The 19,020-nt window shown below is 70.0% G+C and carries 17 protein-coding genes; 8 read left to right on the top strand and 9 right to left on the bottom strand.

The window, feature by feature from the left end:
* Positions 1-7: 7 nt before the first annotated feature.
* The 3 genes from FCH28_RS21715 (at position 8) to FCH28_RS21705 (ending at position 3,050) form a co-directional block, all read left to right on the top strand.
* Positions 8-970, top strand: a complete 963-nt coding sequence (locus tag FCH28_RS21715) for an ABC transporter ATP-binding protein (RefSeq protein ID WP_136741744.1) — start codon at positions 8-10, stop codon at positions 968-970.
* Positions 967-1,773, top strand: coding sequence for an ABC transporter permease (locus FCH28_RS21710; RefSeq protein WP_136741743.1), 807 nt, complete (start codon positions 967-969; stop codon positions 1,771-1,773). Before FCH28_RS21715 ends, FCH28_RS21710 begins: the two co-directional genes overlap by 4 nt.
* A 224-nt stretch (positions 1,774-1,997) precedes the next feature.
* A complete protein-coding gene (locus tag FCH28_RS21705) occupies positions 1,998-3,050 on the top strand; it encodes a COX15/CtaA family protein (RefSeq protein WP_136741742.1) in 1,053 nt (350 codons plus the stop codon).
* On the opposite strand, the gene FCH28_RS21700 is transcribed toward FCH28_RS21705, so the two are convergent.
* The 3 genes from FCH28_RS21700 to FCH28_RS21690 form a co-directional block, all read right to left on the bottom strand.
* The gene (locus FCH28_RS21700) at positions 3,014-4,087 is read right to left on the bottom strand and encodes an amidohydrolase (protein ID WP_136741741.1); all 1,074 of its coding nucleotides are present in this window, start codon (positions 4,085-4,087) and stop codon (positions 3,014-3,016) included. The two genes, FCH28_RS21705 and FCH28_RS21700, sit on opposite strands and share 37 nt — an antisense overlap.
* A 142-nt stretch (positions 4,088-4,229) precedes the next feature.
* Positions 4,230-4,610, bottom strand: a complete 381-nt coding sequence (locus FCH28_RS21695) for a type 1 periplasmic-binding domain-containing protein (RefSeq protein ID WP_136741740.1) — start codon at positions 4,608-4,610, stop codon at positions 4,230-4,232.
* Between the two features lie 63 nt (positions 4,611-4,673).
* Complete coding sequence (locus tag FCH28_RS21690) at positions 4,674-5,624, bottom strand: heme o synthase (protein WP_136741739.1); 951 nt, start codon at positions 5,622-5,624, stop codon at positions 4,674-4,676.
* Between the two features lie 490 nt (positions 5,625-6,114).
* Between FCH28_RS21690 and tkt the strand changes: the two genes are divergently transcribed.
* From tkt to pgl, 5 genes are read left to right on the top strand one after another with little or no spacing between them, the layout of a single operon-like run.
* Positions 6,115-8,217 carry a transketolase gene (gene tkt / locus FCH28_RS21685; protein WP_136741738.1) on the top strand — a complete coding sequence of 701 codons (2,103 nt, stop codon included), beginning with the start codon at positions 6,115-6,117 and terminating at the stop codon, positions 8,215-8,217.
* A gap of 34 nt (positions 8,218-8,251) precedes the next feature.
* Positions 8,252-9,370: a transaldolase gene (gene tal / locus FCH28_RS21680; protein ID WP_136741737.1), complete on the top strand. Its 1,119-nt coding sequence runs from the start codon at positions 8,252-8,254 to the stop codon at positions 9,368-9,370.
* A gap of 6 nt (positions 9,371-9,376) precedes the next feature.
* Entirely contained in the window at positions 9,377-10,906 is a 1,530-nt protein-coding gene (zwf, locus tag FCH28_RS21675) for a glucose-6-phosphate dehydrogenase (RefSeq protein WP_136741736.1), read from the top strand.
* Positions 10,903-11,928 carry a glucose-6-phosphate dehydrogenase assembly protein OpcA gene (gene opcA, locus FCH28_RS21670; RefSeq protein WP_136741735.1) on the top strand — a complete coding sequence of 342 codons (1,026 nt, stop codon included), beginning with the start codon at positions 10,903-10,905 and terminating at the stop codon, positions 11,926-11,928. Before zwf ends, opcA begins: the two co-directional genes overlap by 4 nt.
* Complete coding sequence (pgl, locus tag FCH28_RS21665) at positions 11,925-12,707, top strand: 6-phosphogluconolactonase (protein ID WP_136741734.1); 783 nt, start codon at positions 11,925-11,927, stop codon at positions 12,705-12,707. Before opcA ends, pgl begins: the two co-directional genes overlap by 4 nt.
* A gap of 158 nt (positions 12,708-12,865) precedes the next feature.
* Here pgl and pgi read toward each other — a convergent pair whose 3' ends face one another.
* From pgi to gap, 6 genes are all read right to left on the bottom strand, one after another.
* Positions 12,866-14,518, bottom strand: a complete 1,653-nt coding sequence (pgi, locus tag FCH28_RS21660) for a glucose-6-phosphate isomerase (protein ID WP_136741884.1) — start codon at positions 14,516-14,518, stop codon at positions 12,866-12,868.
* A gap of 268 nt (positions 14,519-14,786) precedes the next feature.
* Complete coding sequence (locus tag FCH28_RS21655; RefSeq protein WP_016578660.1) at positions 14,787-15,122, bottom strand: RNA polymerase-binding protein RbpA; 336 nt, start codon at positions 15,120-15,122, stop codon at positions 14,787-14,789.
* A 178-nt stretch (positions 15,123-15,300) separates the two neighbouring features.
* Positions 15,301-15,537, bottom strand: a complete 237-nt coding sequence (gene secG, locus FCH28_RS21650) for a preprotein translocase subunit SecG (protein ID WP_136741733.1) — start codon at positions 15,535-15,537, stop codon at positions 15,301-15,303.
* A gap of 142 nt (positions 15,538-15,679) precedes the next feature.
* A complete protein-coding gene (gene tpiA / locus FCH28_RS21645; RefSeq protein ID WP_136741732.1) occupies positions 15,680-16,456 on the bottom strand; it encodes a triose-phosphate isomerase in 777 nt (258 codons plus the stop codon).
* Between the two features lie 6 nt (positions 16,457-16,462).
* Complete coding sequence (locus FCH28_RS21640) at positions 16,463-17,674, bottom strand: phosphoglycerate kinase (RefSeq protein ID WP_136741731.1); 1,212 nt, start codon at positions 17,672-17,674, stop codon at positions 16,463-16,465.
* A gap of 114 nt (positions 17,675-17,788) precedes the next feature.
* Positions 17,789-18,793, bottom strand: coding sequence for a type I glyceraldehyde-3-phosphate dehydrogenase (gene gap / locus FCH28_RS21635; protein ID WP_136741730.1), 1,005 nt, complete (start codon positions 18,791-18,793; stop codon positions 17,789-17,791).
* Between the last annotated feature and the right edge of the window lie 227 nt (positions 18,794-19,020).

Genomic DNA, 19,020 nt, shown 5'->3' with positions numbered 1-19,020 from the left:
GCCCGCCATGCGCAGTACCTCCCCGGTGGGCGACCCCCGGACCCCCGGCAGAGAGCCCGCCGTCGAAGCCGTCGGCCTGGTCAAGCGATACGGGGCAAAGACCGCGGTCAACGGGCTCGACCTCACCGTCGCGCGCGGCGCCGTGACCGCCGTCCTGGGCCCCAACGGAGCCGGCAAGACCACCACCGTGGAAATCTGCGAGGGATACCGCCGCCCGGATGACGGCACGGTCCGCGTCCTGGGCCTGGACCCGATCGCCGACGCCGCGGCGCTGCGGCCGAGGATCGGTGTGATGCTCCAGTCCGGCGGCGTCTACGCGGGCGCCAGGGCCGAGGAGATGCTGCGGCACACCGCCACCCTGCACGCGCATCCGGTGGACGTGGACGCCCTCATCGAGCGGCTGGGACTGGGCAGCTGCGGCCGTACGCCCTACCGGCGGCTCTCCGGCGGCCAGCAGCAGCGGCTCGCGCTGGCGATGGCCGTCGTCGGCCGCCCCGAGCTGGTCTTCCTCGACGAGCCGACGGCCGGTCTCGACCCGCAGGCCCGGCACGCGACCTGGGACCTCGTCCGCGAACTGCGCCGGGACGGCGTGAGCATCGTGCTGACCACCCACTTCATGGACGAGGCCGAGCAGCTCGCCGACGATGTCGCGATCATCGAGGGCGGCCGGGTGATCGCCCAGGGCAGCCCCGAGGAGCTGTGCCGGGGCGGCGCGGAGAACACCCTGCGCTTCACCGGGCGGCCGGGCCTGGACGTCGCCTCGCTCCTGAAGGCCCTGCCCGCGGACAGCGTCGCCGCCGAGCTCGCCCCCGGCACGTACCGCGTCCAGGGCAAGGTCGACCCGCAACTCCTCGCCACCGTCGCCTCCTGGTGCGCGCAGAACGGCGTACTGCCGAACGCGATAGCCGTGGAGCGGCACACGCTGGAGGACGTTTTTCTGGAGCTGACCGGTAAGGAGCTGCGGGCATGACGGCGACCGACACGGGCCGGACCACCGGCACGTTCACCCCGCGGCCCGGTGCGGCCCCGCTGCCCCGGATGATCCGCGCGCAGGCGGCCCTGGAGACCAGGATGCTGCTGCGCAACGGCGAGCAGCTGCTGCTGACCGTGGTGATTCCGGCGCTGCTGCTGGTGCTGTTCTCCACCGTCGACATCGTCGCTGTGCCCACTGACACAGCAGGGGGGACGGGGAAGCCGGTGGACTTCCTGACGCCGGGCGTCCTCGCCCTCGCCGTCATGTCCACTGCCTTCACAGGCCAGGCCATCGCGACCGGCTTCGAGCGGCGCTACGGGGTCCTCAAGCGGCTCGGTGCCTCACCGCTCCCCCGCTGGGCGCTGATGACCGCCAAGACCTGCGCGGTACTGGTCACCGAGATCCTGCAGATCGTGCTGCTGACGGCCATCGCCTTCGCGCTGGGCTGGTCGCCGGGCGGCAACCCCGTCTCCGTCGTGCTGCTGCTCCTGCTCGGTACGGCCGCGTTCTCCGGCCTCGGACTGCTGATGGCGGGGACGCTCAAGGCGGAGGCCACTCTCGCGGCCGCCAACCTGGTCTTCCTGCTGCTCCTGGTCGGCGGCGGGGTGATCGTCCCGCTCGCCAAGTTCCCCGACGCGGTCCAGTCCGTTCTCCAACTCCTGCCGGTCTCCGCCCTGTCGGACGGCCTGCGGGACGTGCTCCAGCACGGCGCCGGAGTGCCCTGGGCCGACCTCGGCATCCTCGCCGTCTGGGCGGTACTCGGGCTGGGCGCGGCGGCGAAGTGGTTCCGCTGGGAGTAGGGCCGGGCGGAACCGTACGGACTGTTCCGTAGCGATACGCCCCCTCGTGACCCCCTCGTGCCGCATCCTCCCCGGGGAGACAACTCCCCCGGCCCCCCTCGTACCGCATCCTCCCCGGGGAGACGACTCCCCCGGCCCCCCTCGTGCCGCATCCTCCCCGGGGAGACGACTCCCCCGGCCCCCCTCGTGAAAACGCGCACAAGCCGCCGCATACGATGGCACCCGTGCCGAACACGCTGAATCCCCTTGAGCTGATCGCCCGCCGCTGGCAGCCGTCCGCGCGCCTGGTGCGACAGGCCGCGCTCGCCACCGTCGTCATGGCGGTGATCATCGTCATCACCGGCGGCGCGGTGCGGCTGACCCAGTCGGGGCTGGGCTGCTCGACCTGGCCCAAGTGCACGCCGGACAGCCTGACGCCGACGTCCGCGATGGGCATCAACGGCCTCGTCGAGTTCGGCAACCGGGCCCTGACCGGCGTGCTGTGCGTGGTCGTCGGGGCGTTCATCATCGCGGCCCGCGCCCGGCACCCCAGGCGCCGCTCGCTCACCCGCCTCGGCTGGGCGCAGTTCTGGATCGTCATGCTCAACGCCGTGGTCGGCGGCATCACGGTGCTGACCGGCCTGAACCCCTACATCGTCAGCTCGCACTTCCTGGCGTCCACGGCGCTGCTCACCGTCGCGGTGCTGAGCTGGAAGCGGGCGGGCGAGGGCGACGAGGAGCCGCGCGACCTGGTCGCCCGGCCGGTCCGGCAGCTCGCCTGGCTGCTGGTGCTGGCGGCCGGTGCGCTGACCGTCATCGGCACCATCGTCACCGGCACCGGACCGCACGCGGGCGACGCCACCAAGCTGGACCACCGCATCCCGCTGGACTGGCGGGAGATCACCCAGCTCCATGTCGACTTCGCGTACATCGTGGTCGGCCTGGCCGTCGCGCTGTGGTTCACGCTGCGCGCCGTCAAGGCGCCGGCCGCCGCGCGCCGCCACCTGCTGGAGCTGTTCGGCTGCATCGCCTTCCAGGGCGTCGTCGGCTACGTCCAGTACTTCAACGGCCTGCCGGAGTTCGTGATCGAGCTGCACATGACGGGCTCGGCCCTGCTGTGGGTCGCCGTGCTGCGGGTCTTCCTGTCGCTGCGCGACCGCGGGCCGCTGCTCGACGACGGGGACGCCGCCCTCGCGGAGCCCTCGGAGGAGACCGCGCAGCAGGCCACGCGGGAGCCCTCGGAGCAGGGGACGGTCCCGGCTCAGCCGACGGCCGGTACCTCCGCCTCCAGCCGGTAGACCCGGCGCGCCGTCCCCGACCCGATCATCTCGGTGATGCGCCGCCCGTCCACGGCGGCGCACAGACCTTCGTCGGTCCACTCCCGCAGGACCCGCCGCATGGCGCGCAGGAAGAAGCGTGCGCCGGTCACATACAGCTCCGGCAGCCCGCGCGCGCCCGAGGAGAACAGCAGCTTGCCGAACGGCGCCTGGCTGAGCGTCTCCTCGGGGCACGGTCCGGCGTCCGTGTAGACGTGGGCGTGGGCGGCGGCGAGTTGGGCGGCCCGCCGGTGGTGCGGCACCCCGGGCAGCAGCACCAGATCCGACCCGAGGCCGGTGGTGGCCCGCAGGAAGCCCGCCAGCGGCTGCGGATCGGGGCTGTGCAGCTGCACCGGCAGCCCGGTGGCCACCGCGCTCCACAGCAGGTGCCGTACCAGAGCGGGCTCCCCGAGCCGCTCCCCCGGGCGGCGGTGGCGCAGCCAGCGGTCCGCGGCACGCCGTACCTCGCCGGCTTCGGGGGCGTGTCCGTCGCAGTAGGTGGCGCCGGAGGCGAAGGCGGTGGCGTTCTGTGCCGCGGCGTACAGGGCCTCGGCGGTGTAGCCGATGAAGGAGTCGACGCTGCCGGAGGTGTCGGCGACCTGCTCGGCGAGCGGTTCGAGCCGTACGACCTCGTGGGTGCGGGCCTCGGCTGCGGTGGCCAGCTCGGCGGCAGAGGTGAGATCGCTGGGGGTGCCGGCCTCCAGCAGGAAGGTGCCGATGCCGGCGCCACGGAGGAGCAGCCGGCCGGCCTGGTAGGCGCCGACCTCGCGCCTGCGGGCCAGATAGCGGGCGGGCGGGCAGTGCGGCTCCAGGCCGAGCAGCGGGGGGCACCAGCGGCGTATCGCGAGGCCGGTCCAGCTGTCGAAGTAGCTGGTGCCGGCGGGGGCCGGACCGTGTGCGCCGGTCGCGGCGGCGAGGTGGGTCTCGAACGATCCGAGGCCGAGTTCGCCGTGCACCGCGCCATGACTGTACTGGTCGACGAGCCGTGGCTGATCTACCGCGAAGGGAAGGCCGTCCATCCGCTCCTCCTCGCCGAAAGCCCACGGGGCGCAGCAGAAACGCCGCCCCTGGTGGGCTTAACGGACGAGGAGGTGGTCAGGTATCGGGTGCGGACGTGGCGCGCGAGCCGGAGCCGTGCGCCGGTTGCGCCCCCGGTGCCCGTCAGGGGTTGGCCGGGCCGCCCACCTGTATGCCCGCCATCCGGGACCACTCGTACGGGCCGGTGCGGACCTTGGCGGCGAGGTCGCCGTCGAAGTCGTCCTGGATCGTGATGCCGGCCTGTGCGGCGGCGTCCTTGGCGGATTCGATGCTGTCCGCGACGAGGTTGCCCCACTCCCCGTTGGCGCCGACGAGGGCGATACGGGTGCGGCCGCGGCCGATGTGCGCGAGCTGGCCCTCGGCGCTGCCGCCGTGCGACGCGGCGAAGGCGCGGATCTGCTTGGCGAGGCTGGCCGTACGCCTGTCGGCCTTACCGCGGGGCTTCACGTCCGCCGCCGTTTCCACCTGCTCGTCCGCCTGCTGGGTGTCTGCCATGGACAGCATGCTACCCGCCGGTAATCAAGGGAGGAAGAGGCCGTCTCGGCAGACGGACCCGGCGGGGCGATGTCAGCGGAGGAACGGGTCCACGGCGACGGCCACGAACAGCAGCGACACATAGGTGATCGACCAGTGGAACAGCCGCATCTCCTTGAGCTTGGCGCCCGTGATCCCGGCCTTGGCGCGGGCCTGCAGGCCGTGCGCCTCCTTGAGCCAGAAGGCGCCGCAGGCAACGGCGACCACGGTGTAGAACCAGCCGGTGTAGCCCAGGGGCTGCAGCAGCAGCGAGACGGCGACCATCACCCAGCTGTAGGCGACGATCTGGCGCGCCACGGCCTTGTTGCCCGCGATGACCGGAAGCATCGGCACGCCGACGCGCTCGTAGTCGTCCTTCACCTTCATCGACAGCGGCCAGTAATGCGGCGGCGTCCAGAAGAAGATGACGAGGAAGAGGATCAGCGCGGCCCAGGACACGGAATTCGTCACCGAGGACCAGCCGATGAAGACCGGCATACAGCCCGCGATTCCGCCCCAGACAATGTTCTGCGCGGTACGCCGCTTGAGAATCATCGTGTAAACGACGACATAGAAAAGGAGCGCCCCGAGCGACAGCATCGCGGACAGCGGGTTGACGAGGAACCAGAACCAGGCGGTGGAGCCGACCGCGAGCGTGGTCGCGAAGACCAGGCATTCGCGCGGCGAGACCATGCCGGTGACCAGCGGACGCTGTGCGGTACGGGCCATCAGGGCGTCGATGTCGCGGTCGATGTACATGTTGAAGGCCCCGGCGCCGCCGGCGGAGAGATATCCGCCGATGCAGGTCGCGAGCACCAGCCAGAGATCGGGCACGCCCTTGGCCGCCAGGAACATGACCGGCACTGTGGTCATCAGCAGCAATTCGATGACACGCGGCTTGGTCAGTGCCACGAACGCCTTGACGCGGGCCCCGAACGGCCGTTTACCGGGACTCCCGGGGACCTGAGAGAGCGCCCCCGCAGGACGGGATTCGACGGCCGTCACGCACACCCCTGGAAGTAACTTCAGCGACTTCTGCCGCAGAGATAAGGCCAGCAAGCTTCCCGCGGTCCATGAAGACCCGGTTAAGGCTTGCGCGTACCACGCCACTTTAGACGTTGGCCAGAGAGCGATCTTCGCGGGGGTCGGCTCGTGTTGGGCGTACGGGCGCCACCCGCGGAGTGCGGCCGGGCGGCGCCGTTCCCCCGGTCGTTCGCCCGTGGCTCGGGAGGCGGACGCGAACCCCGCCCGGCAGTCTGGTCGTATGGGCGACGCGTCCGAGCCTGCAACGCTTTGCGTAGCGACGGTGTTACTCAAAGTGAGAGATTCGGGAGGCGTCGACTGAGCATCGGAGAGATCGACTGAGCAGCGACTGAGCATGGCAAACATCGACTGAGCGTCGAAAAGGCGGACGCACTTGCGGGGGTAGGCTCGACACCGCCTGGCGGCATACCGTCCCCGGCATTCGACATGTGGAGAGGAGCCCTGACTCAGGGTGAGCACCAAGCCGACCACCACAGATTTCGACTGGACCGAACTGGACCGACGGGCCGTTGATACCGCCCGCGTCCTGGCCATGGATTCCGTGCAGAAGGTCGGTAACGGCCATCCCGGTACGGCCATGAGCCTGGCGCCGGCCGCCTACCTTCTCTTCCAGAAGCTGATGCGGCACGACCCCGCCGACGCGGACTGGACCGGCCGCGACCGGTTCGTGCTCTCCGCCGGCCACTCCAGCCTGACCCTCTACATCCAGCTCTTCCTGGCCGGTTACGGCCTGGAGCTGGACGACCTCAAGGCCTTCCGCACCTGGGGCTCGAAGACCCCGGGCCACCCGGAGTACGGCCACACCACCGGCGTGGAGACGACCACTGGTCCGCTGGGCCAGGGTGTCGCCAACGCCGTGGGCATGGCCATGGCCGCGCGCTACGAGCGCGGTCTGTTCGACCCCGAGGCGGCGCCGGGCACCTCGCCGTTCGACCACACCATCTGGGTCATCGCCGGTGACGGCTGCCTCCAGGAGGGCATCGCCGCCGAGGCGTCCTCGCTCGCGGGCCACCAGAAGCTGGGCAACCTCGTTCTGCTGTGGGACGACAACCACATCTCCATCGAGGGCGACACCGAGACCGCGGTCTCCGAGGACACCGTCAAGCGCTACGAGGCGTACGGCTGGCACGTCCAGCGCGTCGAGCAGCTGCCCAACGGCGACCTGGACCCGGCCGGTCTGGCGCGGGCCCTGGAGGCCGCCAAGGCCGAGACCGAGCGCCCGTCGTTCATCGCGGCCCGCTCGATCATCGCCTGGCCGGCCCCGAACGCCCAGAACACCGAGGCCGCGCACGGCTCGGCGCTGGGTGACGAGGAAGTCGCCGCCACCAAGCGGGTGTTGGGCTTCGATCCGGAGCAGTCCTTCGAGGTCTCGGACGAGGTCCTGGCGCACACCCGTGCCGCCCTGGACCGCGGCCGCGACGCCAAGAAGGAGTGGGAGAAGTCGTTCGCCGCCTGGCGGACCGCCAACCCGGAGCGCGCCGCCGACTTCGACCGGATCGCCGCGGGCGAGCTGCCGGCGGGCTGGGAGGACCACCTCCCGGCGTTCGAGACCGGCAAGGCGCTGGCCACCCGTGCCGCGTCCGGCAAGGTGCTGCAGGCGCTCGGCGCGGTCATCCCCGAGCTGTGGGGCGGCTCCGCTGACCTCGCGGGCTCGAACAACACCACGATCGACAAGACGTCGTCGTTCCTGCCGAAGGGCAACCCGCTGCCGGGCGCCGACCCGTACGGCCGCACGATCCACTACGGCATCCGCGAGCACTCCATGGCCGCGGAGATGAACGGCATCGCGCTGCACGGCAACACCCGCATCTACGGCGGCACCTTCCTGGTGTTCTCCGACTACATGCGCAACGCCGTCCGGCTGTCCGCGCTGATGCACCTGCCGGTGACGTACGTGTGGACGCACGACTCCATCGGTCTGGGCGAGGACGGCCCGACCCACCAGCCGGTCGAGCACCTCGCCTCGCTGCGCGCCATCCCGGGCCTGAACATCGTGCGCCCGGCCGACGCCAACGAGACCGCCATCGCCTGGCGCGAGATCCTCAAGCGCTACACGAAGAAGTTCGGCGTGGGCGCCCCGCACGGCCTGGCGCTGACCCGCCAGGGCGTGCCGACGTACGAGCCCAACGAGGATGCCGCGAAGGGTGGTTACGTCCTCTTCGAGGCCACCGGCGCCGACGGGCAGTCCGCCGCGCCGCAGGTCGTGCTGATCGGTACCGGCTCCGAGGTGCAGCTCGCCGTCGAGGCGCGCGAGCAGCTCCAGGCCGACGGCGTCCCCACCCGCGTGGTGTCCATGCCGTCCGTCGAGTGGTTCGACGAGCAGGACCAGGCGTACCGCGACAGCGTTCTCCCTCCGTCCGTCAAGGCCCGTGTCGCCGTCGAAGCCGGCATCGGTCTGACCTGGCACCGCTTCGTCGGTGACGCCGGGCGCATCGTGTCCCTGGAGCACTTCGGTGCCTCGGCCGATGCCAAGGTCCTCTTCCGCGAGTTCGGCTTCACCGCCGACGCGGTCGCGGCCGCCGCCCGGGAATCTCTCGAAGCCGCCCAGCGCTGACGCCCGTATACGACAAGTAGGAGATGCAGAACCCATGACAGACGCACTCAAGCGCCTCTCCGACGAAGGCGTCGCGATCTGGCTGGACGACCTTTCGCGCCAGCGCATCACGTCCGGCAACCTCGCCGAGCTGATCGACCAGCAGCACGTCGTCGGCGTCACGACCAACCCGTCGATCTTCCAGAAGGCGATCTCGGACGGCCACGGCTACGACCAGCAGGTCACCGACCTCGCCGCCCGCAAGGTCACCGTCGAGGAAGCCATCCGCATGATCACCACGGCGGACGTCCGCGACGCCGCCGACATCCTGCGCCCGGTCTTCGACGCCACCGGCGGCCAGGACGGCCGGGTGTCCATCGAGGTCGACCCGCGCCTGGCGCACCACACCGCGCCGACGATCGCCGAGGCCAAGCAGCTGGCCTGGCTGGTGGACCGGCCCAACACCCTGATCAAGATCCCGGCGACCAAGGCCGGTCTGCCGGCGATCACCGAGGTCATCGGCAAGGGCATCAGCGTCAACGTCACGCTGATCTTCTCGCTGGAGCGCTACCGCGAGGTCATGGACGCCTACCTGGCGGGCCTGGAGAAGGCCAAGGCCGCGGGCCTGGACCTGTCCAAGATCCACTCGGTGGCCTCGTTCTTCGTGTCCCGTGTGGACAGCGAGATCGACAAGCGCCTGGAGAAGCTGGGCACGGACGAGGCCAAGGCCCTCAAGGGCAAGGCCGCGCTGGCCAACGCCCGGCTGGCCTTCCAGGCGTACGAGGAGGTCTTCGCCTCCGAGCGCTGGGCCGCCCTGGACCGCGCCAACGCCAACAAGCAGCGTCCGCTGTGGGCCTCGACCGGCGTCAAGGACCCGGCCTACAAGGACACGCTGTACGTCGACGAGCTGGTCGCCCCGGGCACCGTCAACACCATGCCGGAGGCCACCCTGGAGGCCACCGCCGACCACGGCCAGATCACAGGCGACACCGTCCGTGGCACGTACGAGGCGGCCAAGGCCGACCTGGACGCCATCGCCGCGCTGGGGATCTCGTACGACGATGTCGTGCAGCTCCTGGAGGACGAGGGTGTCGACAAGTTCGAGGCGTCCTGGAACGACCTGCTCAAGTCCACCGAGGCGGAGCTGAAGCGCCTCACCCCTTCGGAGGGCTGACCGACCTTGTCTGGTTTCGGAGCTAACCCGCTCCGTGACGCCGCAGACCGACGGCTCCCGCGTATCGCGGGGCCGTCGGGCCTGGTCATCTTTGGCGTCACGGGCGATTTGTCCCGTAAAAAGCTGATGCCGGCCGTCTACGACCTGGCGAACCGGGGGCTGCTGCCGCCGGGCTTCTCACTCATCGGCTTCGCCCGCCGCGAGTGGGAGCACGAGGACTTCGCACAGGAGGTCTACGAGGCGGTCAAGGAGCATGCGCGGACGCCGTTCCGCGAGGAGGTCTGGCAGCAGCTGGTGCAGGGCTGCCGCTTCGTCCAGGGCAACTTCGACGACGATGTCGCCTTCGAGACGCTCAAGGACACCATCAACGAGCTCGACAAGGCGCAGGGCACCGGCGGCAATTTCGCCTTCTACCTGTCCGTGCCGCCGAAGTTCTTCCCCAAGGTCGTCCAGCAGCTGAAGAAGCACGGGCTGGCCGACCAGAAGGCGGACTCCTGGCGCCGCGCGGTCATCGAGAAGCCCTTCGGGCACAACCTGGAGAGCGCGCAGGAGCTCAACCGGATCGTCCACGAGGTCTTCCCGCCCAACGAGGTCTTCCGGATCGACCACTACCTGGGCAAGGAGACGGTCCAGAACATCATGGCGCTGCGGTTCGCCAACACGATGTTCGAGCCGCTCTGGAACCGCGGCTATGTCGACCACGTACAGATCACGATGGCCGAGGACATCGGCATCGGCGGCCGGGCCGGCTACTACGACGGCATCGGCGCCGCGCGTGACGTGATCCAGAACCACCTGCTCCAGCTGCTCGCGCTGACCGCGATGGAGGAGCCCGCCTCCTTCGACGCGGACGCGCTGGTCGCGGAGAAGACCAAGGTGCTGGGCGCCGTCCGGCTCCCCGCCGACCTGGGCAAGGAGACCGTGCGCGCGCAGTACGCGGCCGGCTGGCAGGGCGGCGAGAAGGCCGTCGGCTACCTCCAGGAAGACGGCATCGACCCCAAGTCGAAGACCGACACCTACGCCGCGATCAAGCTGGAGGTGGACAACCGCCGCTGGGCGGGCGTCCCCTTCTACCTGCGCACCGGCAAGCGCCTGGGCCGCCGCGTCACCGAGATCGCGGTCGTCTTCAAGCGCGCCCCGCACTCCCCCTTCGACCACACCGCCACCGAGGAGCTGGGGCAGAACGCCCTGGTCATCCGGGTGCAGCCGGACGAGGGCGTGACCGTGCGGTTCGGCTCCAAGGTGCCGGGCACCTCGATGGAGGTCCGGGACGTGTCGATGGACTTCGCGTACGGCGAGTCCTTCACCGAGTCCAGCCCCGAGGCGTACGAGCGGCTGATCCTGGATGTGCTGCTCGGCGACGCCAACCTCTTCCCGCGGCTGGAGGAGGTCGAGCAGTCCTGGCGGATCCTCGACCCGATCGAGGAGTACTGGGACAAGAACGGCAAGCCCGCGCAGTACGCGGCGGGCACCTGGGGCCCCATCGAGGCGGACGAAATGCTCGCACGAGACGGACGGAGCTGGCGTCGGCCATGAAGATCGATCTGACGGAAACCACAGCCAGCAAGATCAACAAGGCGCTGGTCGAGGGCCGTCGCGCCATCGGCACCCCCGCCGTCGGCATGGTCCTCACCCTCGTCATCGTCACCGACGAGGAGAACGCCTACGACGCGCTGCGGGCGGCCAACGACGCCTCCCGCGAGCACCCCTCGCGCACCCTGGTCGTCATCAAGCGGGTCAGCCGGTCGCCGCGCGACCGCGCCAAGGCCCGTCTGGACGCCGAGGTGCGGGTCGGCGCGGACGCCGGCACCGGTGAGACCGTCGTGCTGCGGCTGTACGGCGAGGCGATCGACCACGCCCAGTCCGTGGTGCTGCCGCTGCTGCTGCCGGACGCCCCGGTCGTGGTCTGGTGGGCGGCGGACGCCCCCCTGGACCCGGCGAACGACCCGCTCGGCGCGCTGGCCCAGCGCCGCGTCACCGACGCGTACGCCGCCGAGCACCCCGTCCAGGAGCTGTCCGGCCGCGCCGAGACCTACACTCCCGGCGACACCGACCTGTCCTGGACCCGCATCACCCCGTGGCGCTCGATGCTCGCGGCGGCGCTCGACCAGGCCCCCTGCACGGTCACCTCGGCCGAGGTCGAGGGCGAGGAGTTCAACCCCAGCTGCGAGCTGCTCGCCATGTGGCTCGCCGACCGGCTGGACGTCCCGGTCGACCGCAAGGTGTCGGCCGGCCCCGGTCTGACCGCCGTACGGATGGAGTCCAGCGCCGGCACGATCGTGCTGGACCGTGCGGACGGCTCGCTGGCCACGCTCTCCATGCGCGGCCAGCCGGACCGGGCGGTGGCGCTCAAGCGGCGGGAGACCTCCGAGCTGCTCGCCGAGGAGCTGCGCCGGCTCGATCCGGACGACATCTACGCCTCCGCGCTGAAGTTCGGCGTGGACCGGCTCGGTGTGCCGGCCGAGAAGGCTCCCGAAGCGGCGCCGGAAACCGCCGAGGCGGCCCCGGCCAAGCCCACGGCGAAGAAGGCCGCCGCGAAGAAGGCGGCCGCCAAGTGAGCGCTCCGCAGGTCGTCGTCCACCGTGACAAGGAGCTGATGGCTCAGGCCGCGGCGGCCCGGCTGATCACGAAGATCGTGGACGCGCAGGCCGCCCGCGGCTCCGCCTCGGTGGTGCTGACCGGCGGGCGCAACGGCAACGGGCTGCTCGCGGCGATGGCCCAGGCGCCCGCCCGGGACGCGGTGGACTGGTCACGCCTCGACCTGTGGTGGGGCGACGAGAGGTTCCTCCCCGAGGGGCACCCGGACCGCAACCACACCCAGGCCTGCGAGGCGCTGCTGGACGGCGTCCCGCTGAACCCGGCCCGGGTGCACGCGATGGCTCCCGCGGGCGGCCCGTACGGCAACAACGCGGACCTCGCCGCCGAGGCGTACGCGATCGAGCTGGCCGCCGCCGCGGGGCCCGAGGACCACGGCCCGGTGCCGTCGTTCGACGTGCTGCTGCTGGGCGTCGGCCCGGACACCCATGTCGCCTCGCTCTTCCCCGAGCTGCCCGGCGTACGGGAGACCGAGCGGACGGTGGTCGGTGTGCACGGCGCGCCCAAGCCGCCGCCCACCCGCGTCTCGCTGACCCTGCCCGCGATCCGCGCGGCACGGGAGGTCTGGCTGCTGGCTGCCGGCGAGGACAAGGCGAACGCGGTGGCGATAGCACTGTCGGGCGCCGGAGAGGTCCAGGTCCCGGCGGCGGGCGCCCGCGGACGCAGCCGGACGCTGTGGCTGCTGGACGACGCGGCGGCGGCCCAGCTGCCGCGCGACATGTATGCCCCTTCTTGCGCCTGAACCGGCACCGTCCCCCAGCTGACGCTGGGAGGTGCCCCCACTCGCGGAGGTGGTAACCCACCGTAGGGGTTGCTCAATTGTGGGTTGCCGATGAAGGCCCGCAAGGGGCCGGGGAGACGCTCTCCCCGGCCCCTTGCGGGCTCTATCCGTCTTTGCGATTAACGTCCAAGCAGCTCACGGTACTTGGCGACCAAACCGGCCGTGGAGGCGTCCAGCCCCGGCACATCGGCGCCCTCGGTCAGCGCGGGCTCCACACGCTTGGCGAGGACCTTGCCCAGCTCCACGCCCCACTGGTCGAAGGAGTCGATGTTCCACACGGCGCCCTGGACGAACACCTTGTGCTCGTACAGCGCGATCAACTGGCCCAGGACGGACGGGCTGAGCTCCTCGGCCAGGATCGTGGTGGAGGGGTGGTTGCCCTGGAAGGTCTTGTGCGAGACCAGTTCCTCCGGCACGCCCTCGGCGCGCACCTCTTGGGGCGTTTTGCCGAACGCCAGCGCCTGGCCCTGCGCGAAGAGGTTGGCCATCAGCAGGTCGTGCTGGGCGACCAGGCCCGGCTGCAGATCGGCGACCGGCCGGGCGAAGCCGATGAAGTCGACCGGGATCATCTTCGTGCCCTGGTGGAGCAGCTGGTAGTAGGCGTGCTGGCCGTTCGTGCCGGGCGTGCCCCACACGACCGGGCCGGTCTGCCAGCCGACCGGATGGCCGTCGCGGTCCACGGACTTGCCGTTGGACTCCATGTCCAGCTGCTGGAGATAGGCGGTGAACTTGGAGAGGTAGTGGCTGTACGGCAGCACCGCATGCGACTGGGCGTCCCAGAAGTTGCCATACCAGATGCCGAGCAGGCCCAGCAGCAGCGGGGCGTTCTCCTCCGGCGGGGCGGTGCGGAAGTGCTCGTCGACGAGGTGGAAGCCGGCCAGCATCTCGCGGAACCGCTCCTGGCCGATCGCGATCATCAGCGACAGGCCGATCGCGGAGTCGAAGGAGTAGCGGCCGCCGACCCAGTCCCAGAACTCGAACATATTGGTCGGGTCGATGCCGAACTCCGCGACCTTCGCGGAGTTGGTCGACAGCGCCACGAAGTGCTTGGCGACCGCGTCCTCCCCAGCGCGCAGACCGGTCAGCAGCCAGTCGCGTGCCGAGGTGGCGTTGGTGATCGTCTCGATGGTGGTGAAGGTCTTCGAGGCGATGATGAACAGCGTCTCGGCCGGGTCCAGGTCGCGTACCGCCTCGTGCAGATCGGCTCCGTCCACATTGGAGACGAAGCGGAACTGCATGTCCCGGTGGGTGTAGGCGCGCAGCGCCTCGTAGGCCATCGCCGGGCCCAGGTCGGAGCCGCCGATGCCGATGTTGACGACCGTCTTGATACGGCGGCCGGTGTGGCCCTTCCAGTCGCCGGAGCGGACCCGGTCGGAGAAGGTCGCCATCTTCGTCAGGACGGAGTGCACCCCGGGAACGACGTTGACGCCGTCGCTCTTGATGACCGCGGAGCCGGGGGCGCGCAGCGCGGTGTGCAGCACGGAGCGCTGCTCGGTGATGTTGATCTTCTCGCCGCGGAACATCGCCTCCCGCAGGGCGGCCACGCCGGTCGCCTCGGCCAGCTCGCGCAGCAGCCGCAGCGTCTCGTCGGTGACCAGGTGCTTGGAGTAGTCCAGGTGCAGATCGCCGACCTGGAGGGTGTAGCGCTCGGCACGGGCCGGATCGCCGGCGAACAGCTCGCGCAGATGCACCTCCCCCAGCTGCTCCCGGTGCTTGCTCAGCGCGGTCCACTCAGAGCTCTGGTCGAGCCTGTTGCGGCCTTCTGCGTTCATCTCGGACATCAGCCTTCTCTGTCTCGTGCCGGCCCCGCCATCCCCCAACCTAATTGATCAGGGCGCGGTATCAGGTGTCTGTCCGCTGTCGGCCGACTGAAGTACGGGCATCGGGACGACGGCGCCCGGACGGCCCGATCTGCCGGCTCGGCCTCTCCCCTCACAACGCCCGCATCGCGTCGGGGCCTTCGCCTGCCGATACGCCAACGGCCCGACCGGAGGGTGTTCGTCCCCTCCGGCCGGGCCGGTCGGTGCGTGTACGGTTCCGTCAGATCTCGCCGCGGAGCTTCGCCAGCGCCTCCGCGAGGATCGCCTCGCCATCGGCGTCGCTGCGGCGCTCCCGGACGTAGGCGAGGTGGGTCTTGTACGGCTCGGTGCGCGGCGGGTCCGGCGGGCTGTCCCGGTCCTTGCCTGCCGGGAAACCACAGCGCGGGCAGTCCCAGGTGTCCGGAACCTGCGCATCGCCGGCGAAGCTGGGCTGTGTCTCGTGCCCGTTGGAGCACCAGAAGGAGATGCGGATGCGCGGCGCGGACTCACCGCGCTCGGCCTCCCCCATCGGCCCCGCCCCGACCCGACTTCCTCGGATCGCGTTGCCACTTGCCACGGTCGTAACTCCCTGCGTAATGGTGCCGCTCAGCCTCTGACATCAGCTGCGCTGCGGGCTCCCACAGCAACTGAGCTGCGGGCGCCCCAGTCTACGTAAGGCCCAACGCGCGTCCAGTGACAGGAGTTACCCGTTCCAGGACGCCGCCCTCATGATAGGCCGCGCCTCGGACGGCGTGTCAGCTCCCGAGCTTCATGAGAATGCCGAGGACGACAATGCAGGCGAACCACAGCAGACCGATCACGATGGTGATGCGGTCGAGGTTCCGCTCGGCGACGGAGGAGCCACCGACGGAGGACTGCATACCGCCACCGAACATGTCGGACAGGCCGCCGCCCTTCCCCTTGTGCATGAGCACCAGCATCATCATCAGCAGGCTGAAGACGATGAGGGCGATCGAGAACCCGATGACCACGGCTGGACCAACTCTCTAGGACTGTCGGACGGAACGTCCCGCTGCTCCGCTGAAGAGCAAACGGTGCGGGGCCGGGCGGCGCGCTGAAACGCCGGACCCGGCCCCGACAGGGTACGACGGGCCGGGCCCGTCGTCATAGCTGCTACTGGTCGCGGAAGCGGACGATCTTCACAAACTCGTCCGCGTCCAGCGCCGCGCCGCCGATCAGCGCGCCGTCGACATCCGGCTGCGCCATGATCGCCGCGACGTTCCCGGACTTGACCGAGCCGCCGTACTGGATGCGGACCTTGTCGGCCAACTCCTGGCTGTACAGCTCGGCGAGGCGGCCGCGGATCGCACCGCAGACCTCCTGCGCGTCCTCGGGCGTGGCGACCTCGCCGGTGCCGATGGCCCACACCGGCTCGTACGCGATCACGATGGTCTCGGCCTGCTCGGCCGGAATGTCCTGGAGACCGCCGTCGACCTGGGCGAGGGTGTGCGCGACCTGGTTGCCCGCCTTGCGGACGTCCAGGCCCTCGCCGACGCACAGGATCGGGGTCAGACCGTGCCGGAAGGCGGCCTTGACCTTGGCGTTGCAGATCTCCTCGTTCTCGCCGTGGTACTGGCGGCGCTCGCTGTGCCCGACGGCCACGAAGGTGCACTTGAGCTTGGCGAGCATGGCGCCGGAGATCTCACCGGTGTAGGCGCCGGAGTCCTGCGCCGAGAGGTCCTGGGCGCCGTACTTGATCTTGAGGTTGTCGCCGTCGACCAGCGTCTGCACCGACCGGAGGTCGGTGAAGGGCGGCAGCACCGCGACCTCCACGGCCTCGTAGTCCTTTTCGTTGAGCGCGAAGGCGAGCTTCTGGACGTGCGCGATGGCCTCGAGGTGGTTGAGGTTCATCTTCCAGTTGCCCGCCATCAGCGGGGTACGGTCAGTCACGGTTGTTCAGTCCTCCAGAGCGGCGAGGCCGGGGAGCGTCTTGCCTTCGAGGTATTCGAGGCTGGCGCCGCCGCCGGTCGAAATGTGGCCAAAAGCGTTCTCGTCGAAGCCGAGCGTGCGCACCGCCGCGGCGGAGTCGCCGCCGCCGACGACGGTGAAGCCGTCGCAGTTCAGCAGCGCCCGCGCGACGGCCGAGGTGCCGCCGGCGAAGTCGGGGTGCTCGAAGACGCCCATCGGACCGTTCCAGAAGACGGTCTCGGCGTCGGCGATCTTCGCCGCGAACAGCTCGCGGGTCTTCGGGCCGATGTCCAGGCCCTCCTGGTCGGCCGGGATGGCATCGGCGTCGACGGTCCCGGGGTTGACCGGGGCCTTGGCCTTCAGGTCCGGGAACTCGGCCGAAACCAGTACGTCGACGGGGAGGACGAACTCCACGCCGCGCTTCTCCGCCCGCGCCAGGTACTCCAGGCAGACCGGGACCTGGTCTTCCTGGAGCAGCGAGATGCCCACCTCGTGGCCCTTGGCCTTGAGGAAGGTGTACGCCATGCCGCCGCCGACCAGGATGCGGTCGGCCTTCTCCAGCAGCTGGTCGATCACGGCCAGCTTGTCGGAGACCTTGGCGCCGCCGAGTGCGACGACGTACGGGCGCTTGACGTCCTCGGTGAGCTTCTTCAGGACGCCGACCTCGGTGGCGATCAGGTCGCCGGCGGCGTGCGGGAGGCGCGCCGGGAGGTCGTAGACGGAGGCGTGCTTGCGGTGCACCGCGCCGAAGCCGTCGCCGACGTACAGGTCCGCGAGCTGGGCGAGCTGGTCCGCGAAAGCACCGCGCTCGGCGTCGTCCTTGCTGGTCTCGCCCGCGTTGAAGCGGAGGTTCTCCAGCACCGCCACCTGGCCGTCGGCCAGGCCGGCGACCACGGCCGTGGCGGACTCGCCGACCGTGTCGGTCGCGAACGCCACGTCCTTGCCCAGGAGTTCACCCAGCCGCGCGGCAGCGGGGGCGAGCGAGAAGGCCGGGTCCGGCGCGCCCTTGGGGCGACCCAGGTGCGAGGCGACGACCACCTTGGCGCCGGCCTCGGCGAGCTTGGCGATCGTCGGCTGGACGGCACGGATGCGGCCGTCGTCGGTGATGGTCGTGCCGTCCAGGGGCACGTTCAGGTCGGCGCGGACGAAGATCCGCTTGCCTGCGATCCCTGCTGCGATGAGATCGTCGATCGTCTTCATGGTGACTCCGTGACTCTGTTCGGAAAGTCAGTCATAGCACGGGGCTCGTACGACGCTTCATCGCGTCGTACGAGCCCCGTGCTTACATCTGCGGTGACTTGGTGGTCACACCGGTCAGAGCTGGCCGCCGACGAAGACGGTCAGGTCGACCAGGCGGTTGGAGTAGCCCCACTCGTTGTCGTACCAGCCGACGACCTTGACCTGCTTGCCCTGGGCCATCGTCAGCTTCGAGTCGAAGGTGCAGGAGGCCGGGAAGTTCACGATGTCCGAGGAGACGATCGGGTCCTCGGTGTACTCGAGAATGCCCTGGAGCTGGCCCTCGGCGGCCTTCTGGAAGGCGGTGTTGATCTCGTCCTTGGTGACCTCGCGGTCGAGCTCCAGGACCAGGTCGGTGACCGAGCCGGTGGGGACCGGCACGCGCATGGCGATGCCGTCCAGCTTGCCCTTGAGCTGCGGCAGGACCAGGGCGGTGGCCTTGGCGGCACCCGTCGAGGTCGGGATGATGTTCTCCGCGGCGGCGCGGGCGCGGCGCAGGTCGCTGTGCGGGAAGTCCAGGATGCGCTGGTCGTTGGTGTACGCGTGGACCGTCGTCATCAGGCCCTTGACGATGCCGAAGTTCTCGTCCAGAACCTTGGCCATCGGCGCCACACAGTTGGTGGTGCAGGAGGCGTTGGAGATGACGTGGTGGTTGGCCGCGTCGTACTTGTCGTTGTTGACGCCCATCACGATCGTGATGTCCTCGTCCTTGGCGGGCGCGGAGATCAGGACCTTCTTGGCACCGGCTGCGAGGTGCTTGGCGGCGTCGGCCTTCTTGGTGAAGATGCCGGTCGACTCGATGACGATGTCGGCACCGAGCTCGCCCCAGGGGAGGTTCGCCGGGTCGCGCTCGGCCATCGTCTTGAAGGTCATGCTGCCGACGGTGATGGTGTCGTCGGTGTGGCTGACGTCCTGCTTGAGGCGACCCAGAATGGTGTCGTACTTCAGCAGGTGGACCAGGGTGGCGTTGTCGGTCAGGTCGTTGACACCGACGATCTCGATGTCCGCACCCTGCTCCAGGAGCGCGCGGAAGTAGTTACGACCAATGCGGCCGAATCCGTTGATGCCTACGCGGATCGTCACGAAACCGATCTCCTCGTTGGTACGGCGGTTTATGCACCGCCGAGCTGTATGGGATGTCCCCGACCGCCTCCGACCCTACCCCCTAGACGAGACGTACGTGACATTGACATCGGCGCCCAAAGGTGCTCAAGTGAGCGACCTTTGGCCCCTCTGAACGTCCGTCCGTAGGGGCCCCATCGCGACGGCCATACGCACGCGCCCCCGGCACCCATGAACGGGTGCCGGGG

This window comes from Streptomyces piniterrae (assembly GCF_005048155.1).
Taxonomy (GTDB): Bacteria; Actinomycetota; Actinomycetes; order Streptomycetales; family Streptomycetaceae; genus Streptomyces; species Streptomyces piniterrae.
The sequence above is the reverse complement of the archived record's forward strand: the minus strand, read 5'-3'. Positions and strand labels throughout refer to the sequence as shown.

Bases quoted from the DNA above. Each gene is read 5' to 3' on its own strand.
- FCH28_RS21710 (WP_136741743.1), top strand. From the start codon at position 967: ATGACGGCGACCGACACGGGCCGGACCACCGGCACGTTCACCCCGCGG.
- FCH28_RS21695 (WP_136741740.1), bottom strand. From the start codon at position 4,610: ATGCTGTCCATGGCAGACACCCAGCAGGCGGACGAGCAGGTGGAAACG.
- pgi (WP_136741884.1), bottom strand. From the start codon at position 14,518: ATGAACGCAGAAGGCCGCAACAGGCTCGACCAGAGCTCTGAGTGGACC.
- FCH28_RS21700 (WP_136741741.1), bottom strand. From the start codon at position 4,087: ATGGACGGCCTTCCCTTCGCGGTAGATCAGCCACGGCTCGTCGACCAG.
- opcA (WP_136741735.1), top strand. From the start codon at position 10,903: ATGAAGATCGATCTGACGGAAACCACAGCCAGCAAGATCAACAAGGCG.
- FCH28_RS21715 (WP_136741744.1), top strand. From the start codon at position 8: ATGCGCAGTACCTCCCCGGTGGGCGACCCCCGGACCCCCGGCAGAGAG.
- FCH28_RS21640 (WP_136741731.1), bottom strand. From the start codon at position 17,674: ATGAAGACGATCGACGATCTCATCGCAGCAGGGATCGCAGGCAAGCGG.
- tal (WP_136741737.1), top strand. From the start codon at position 8,252: ATGACAGACGCACTCAAGCGCCTCTCCGACGAAGGCGTCGCGATCTGG.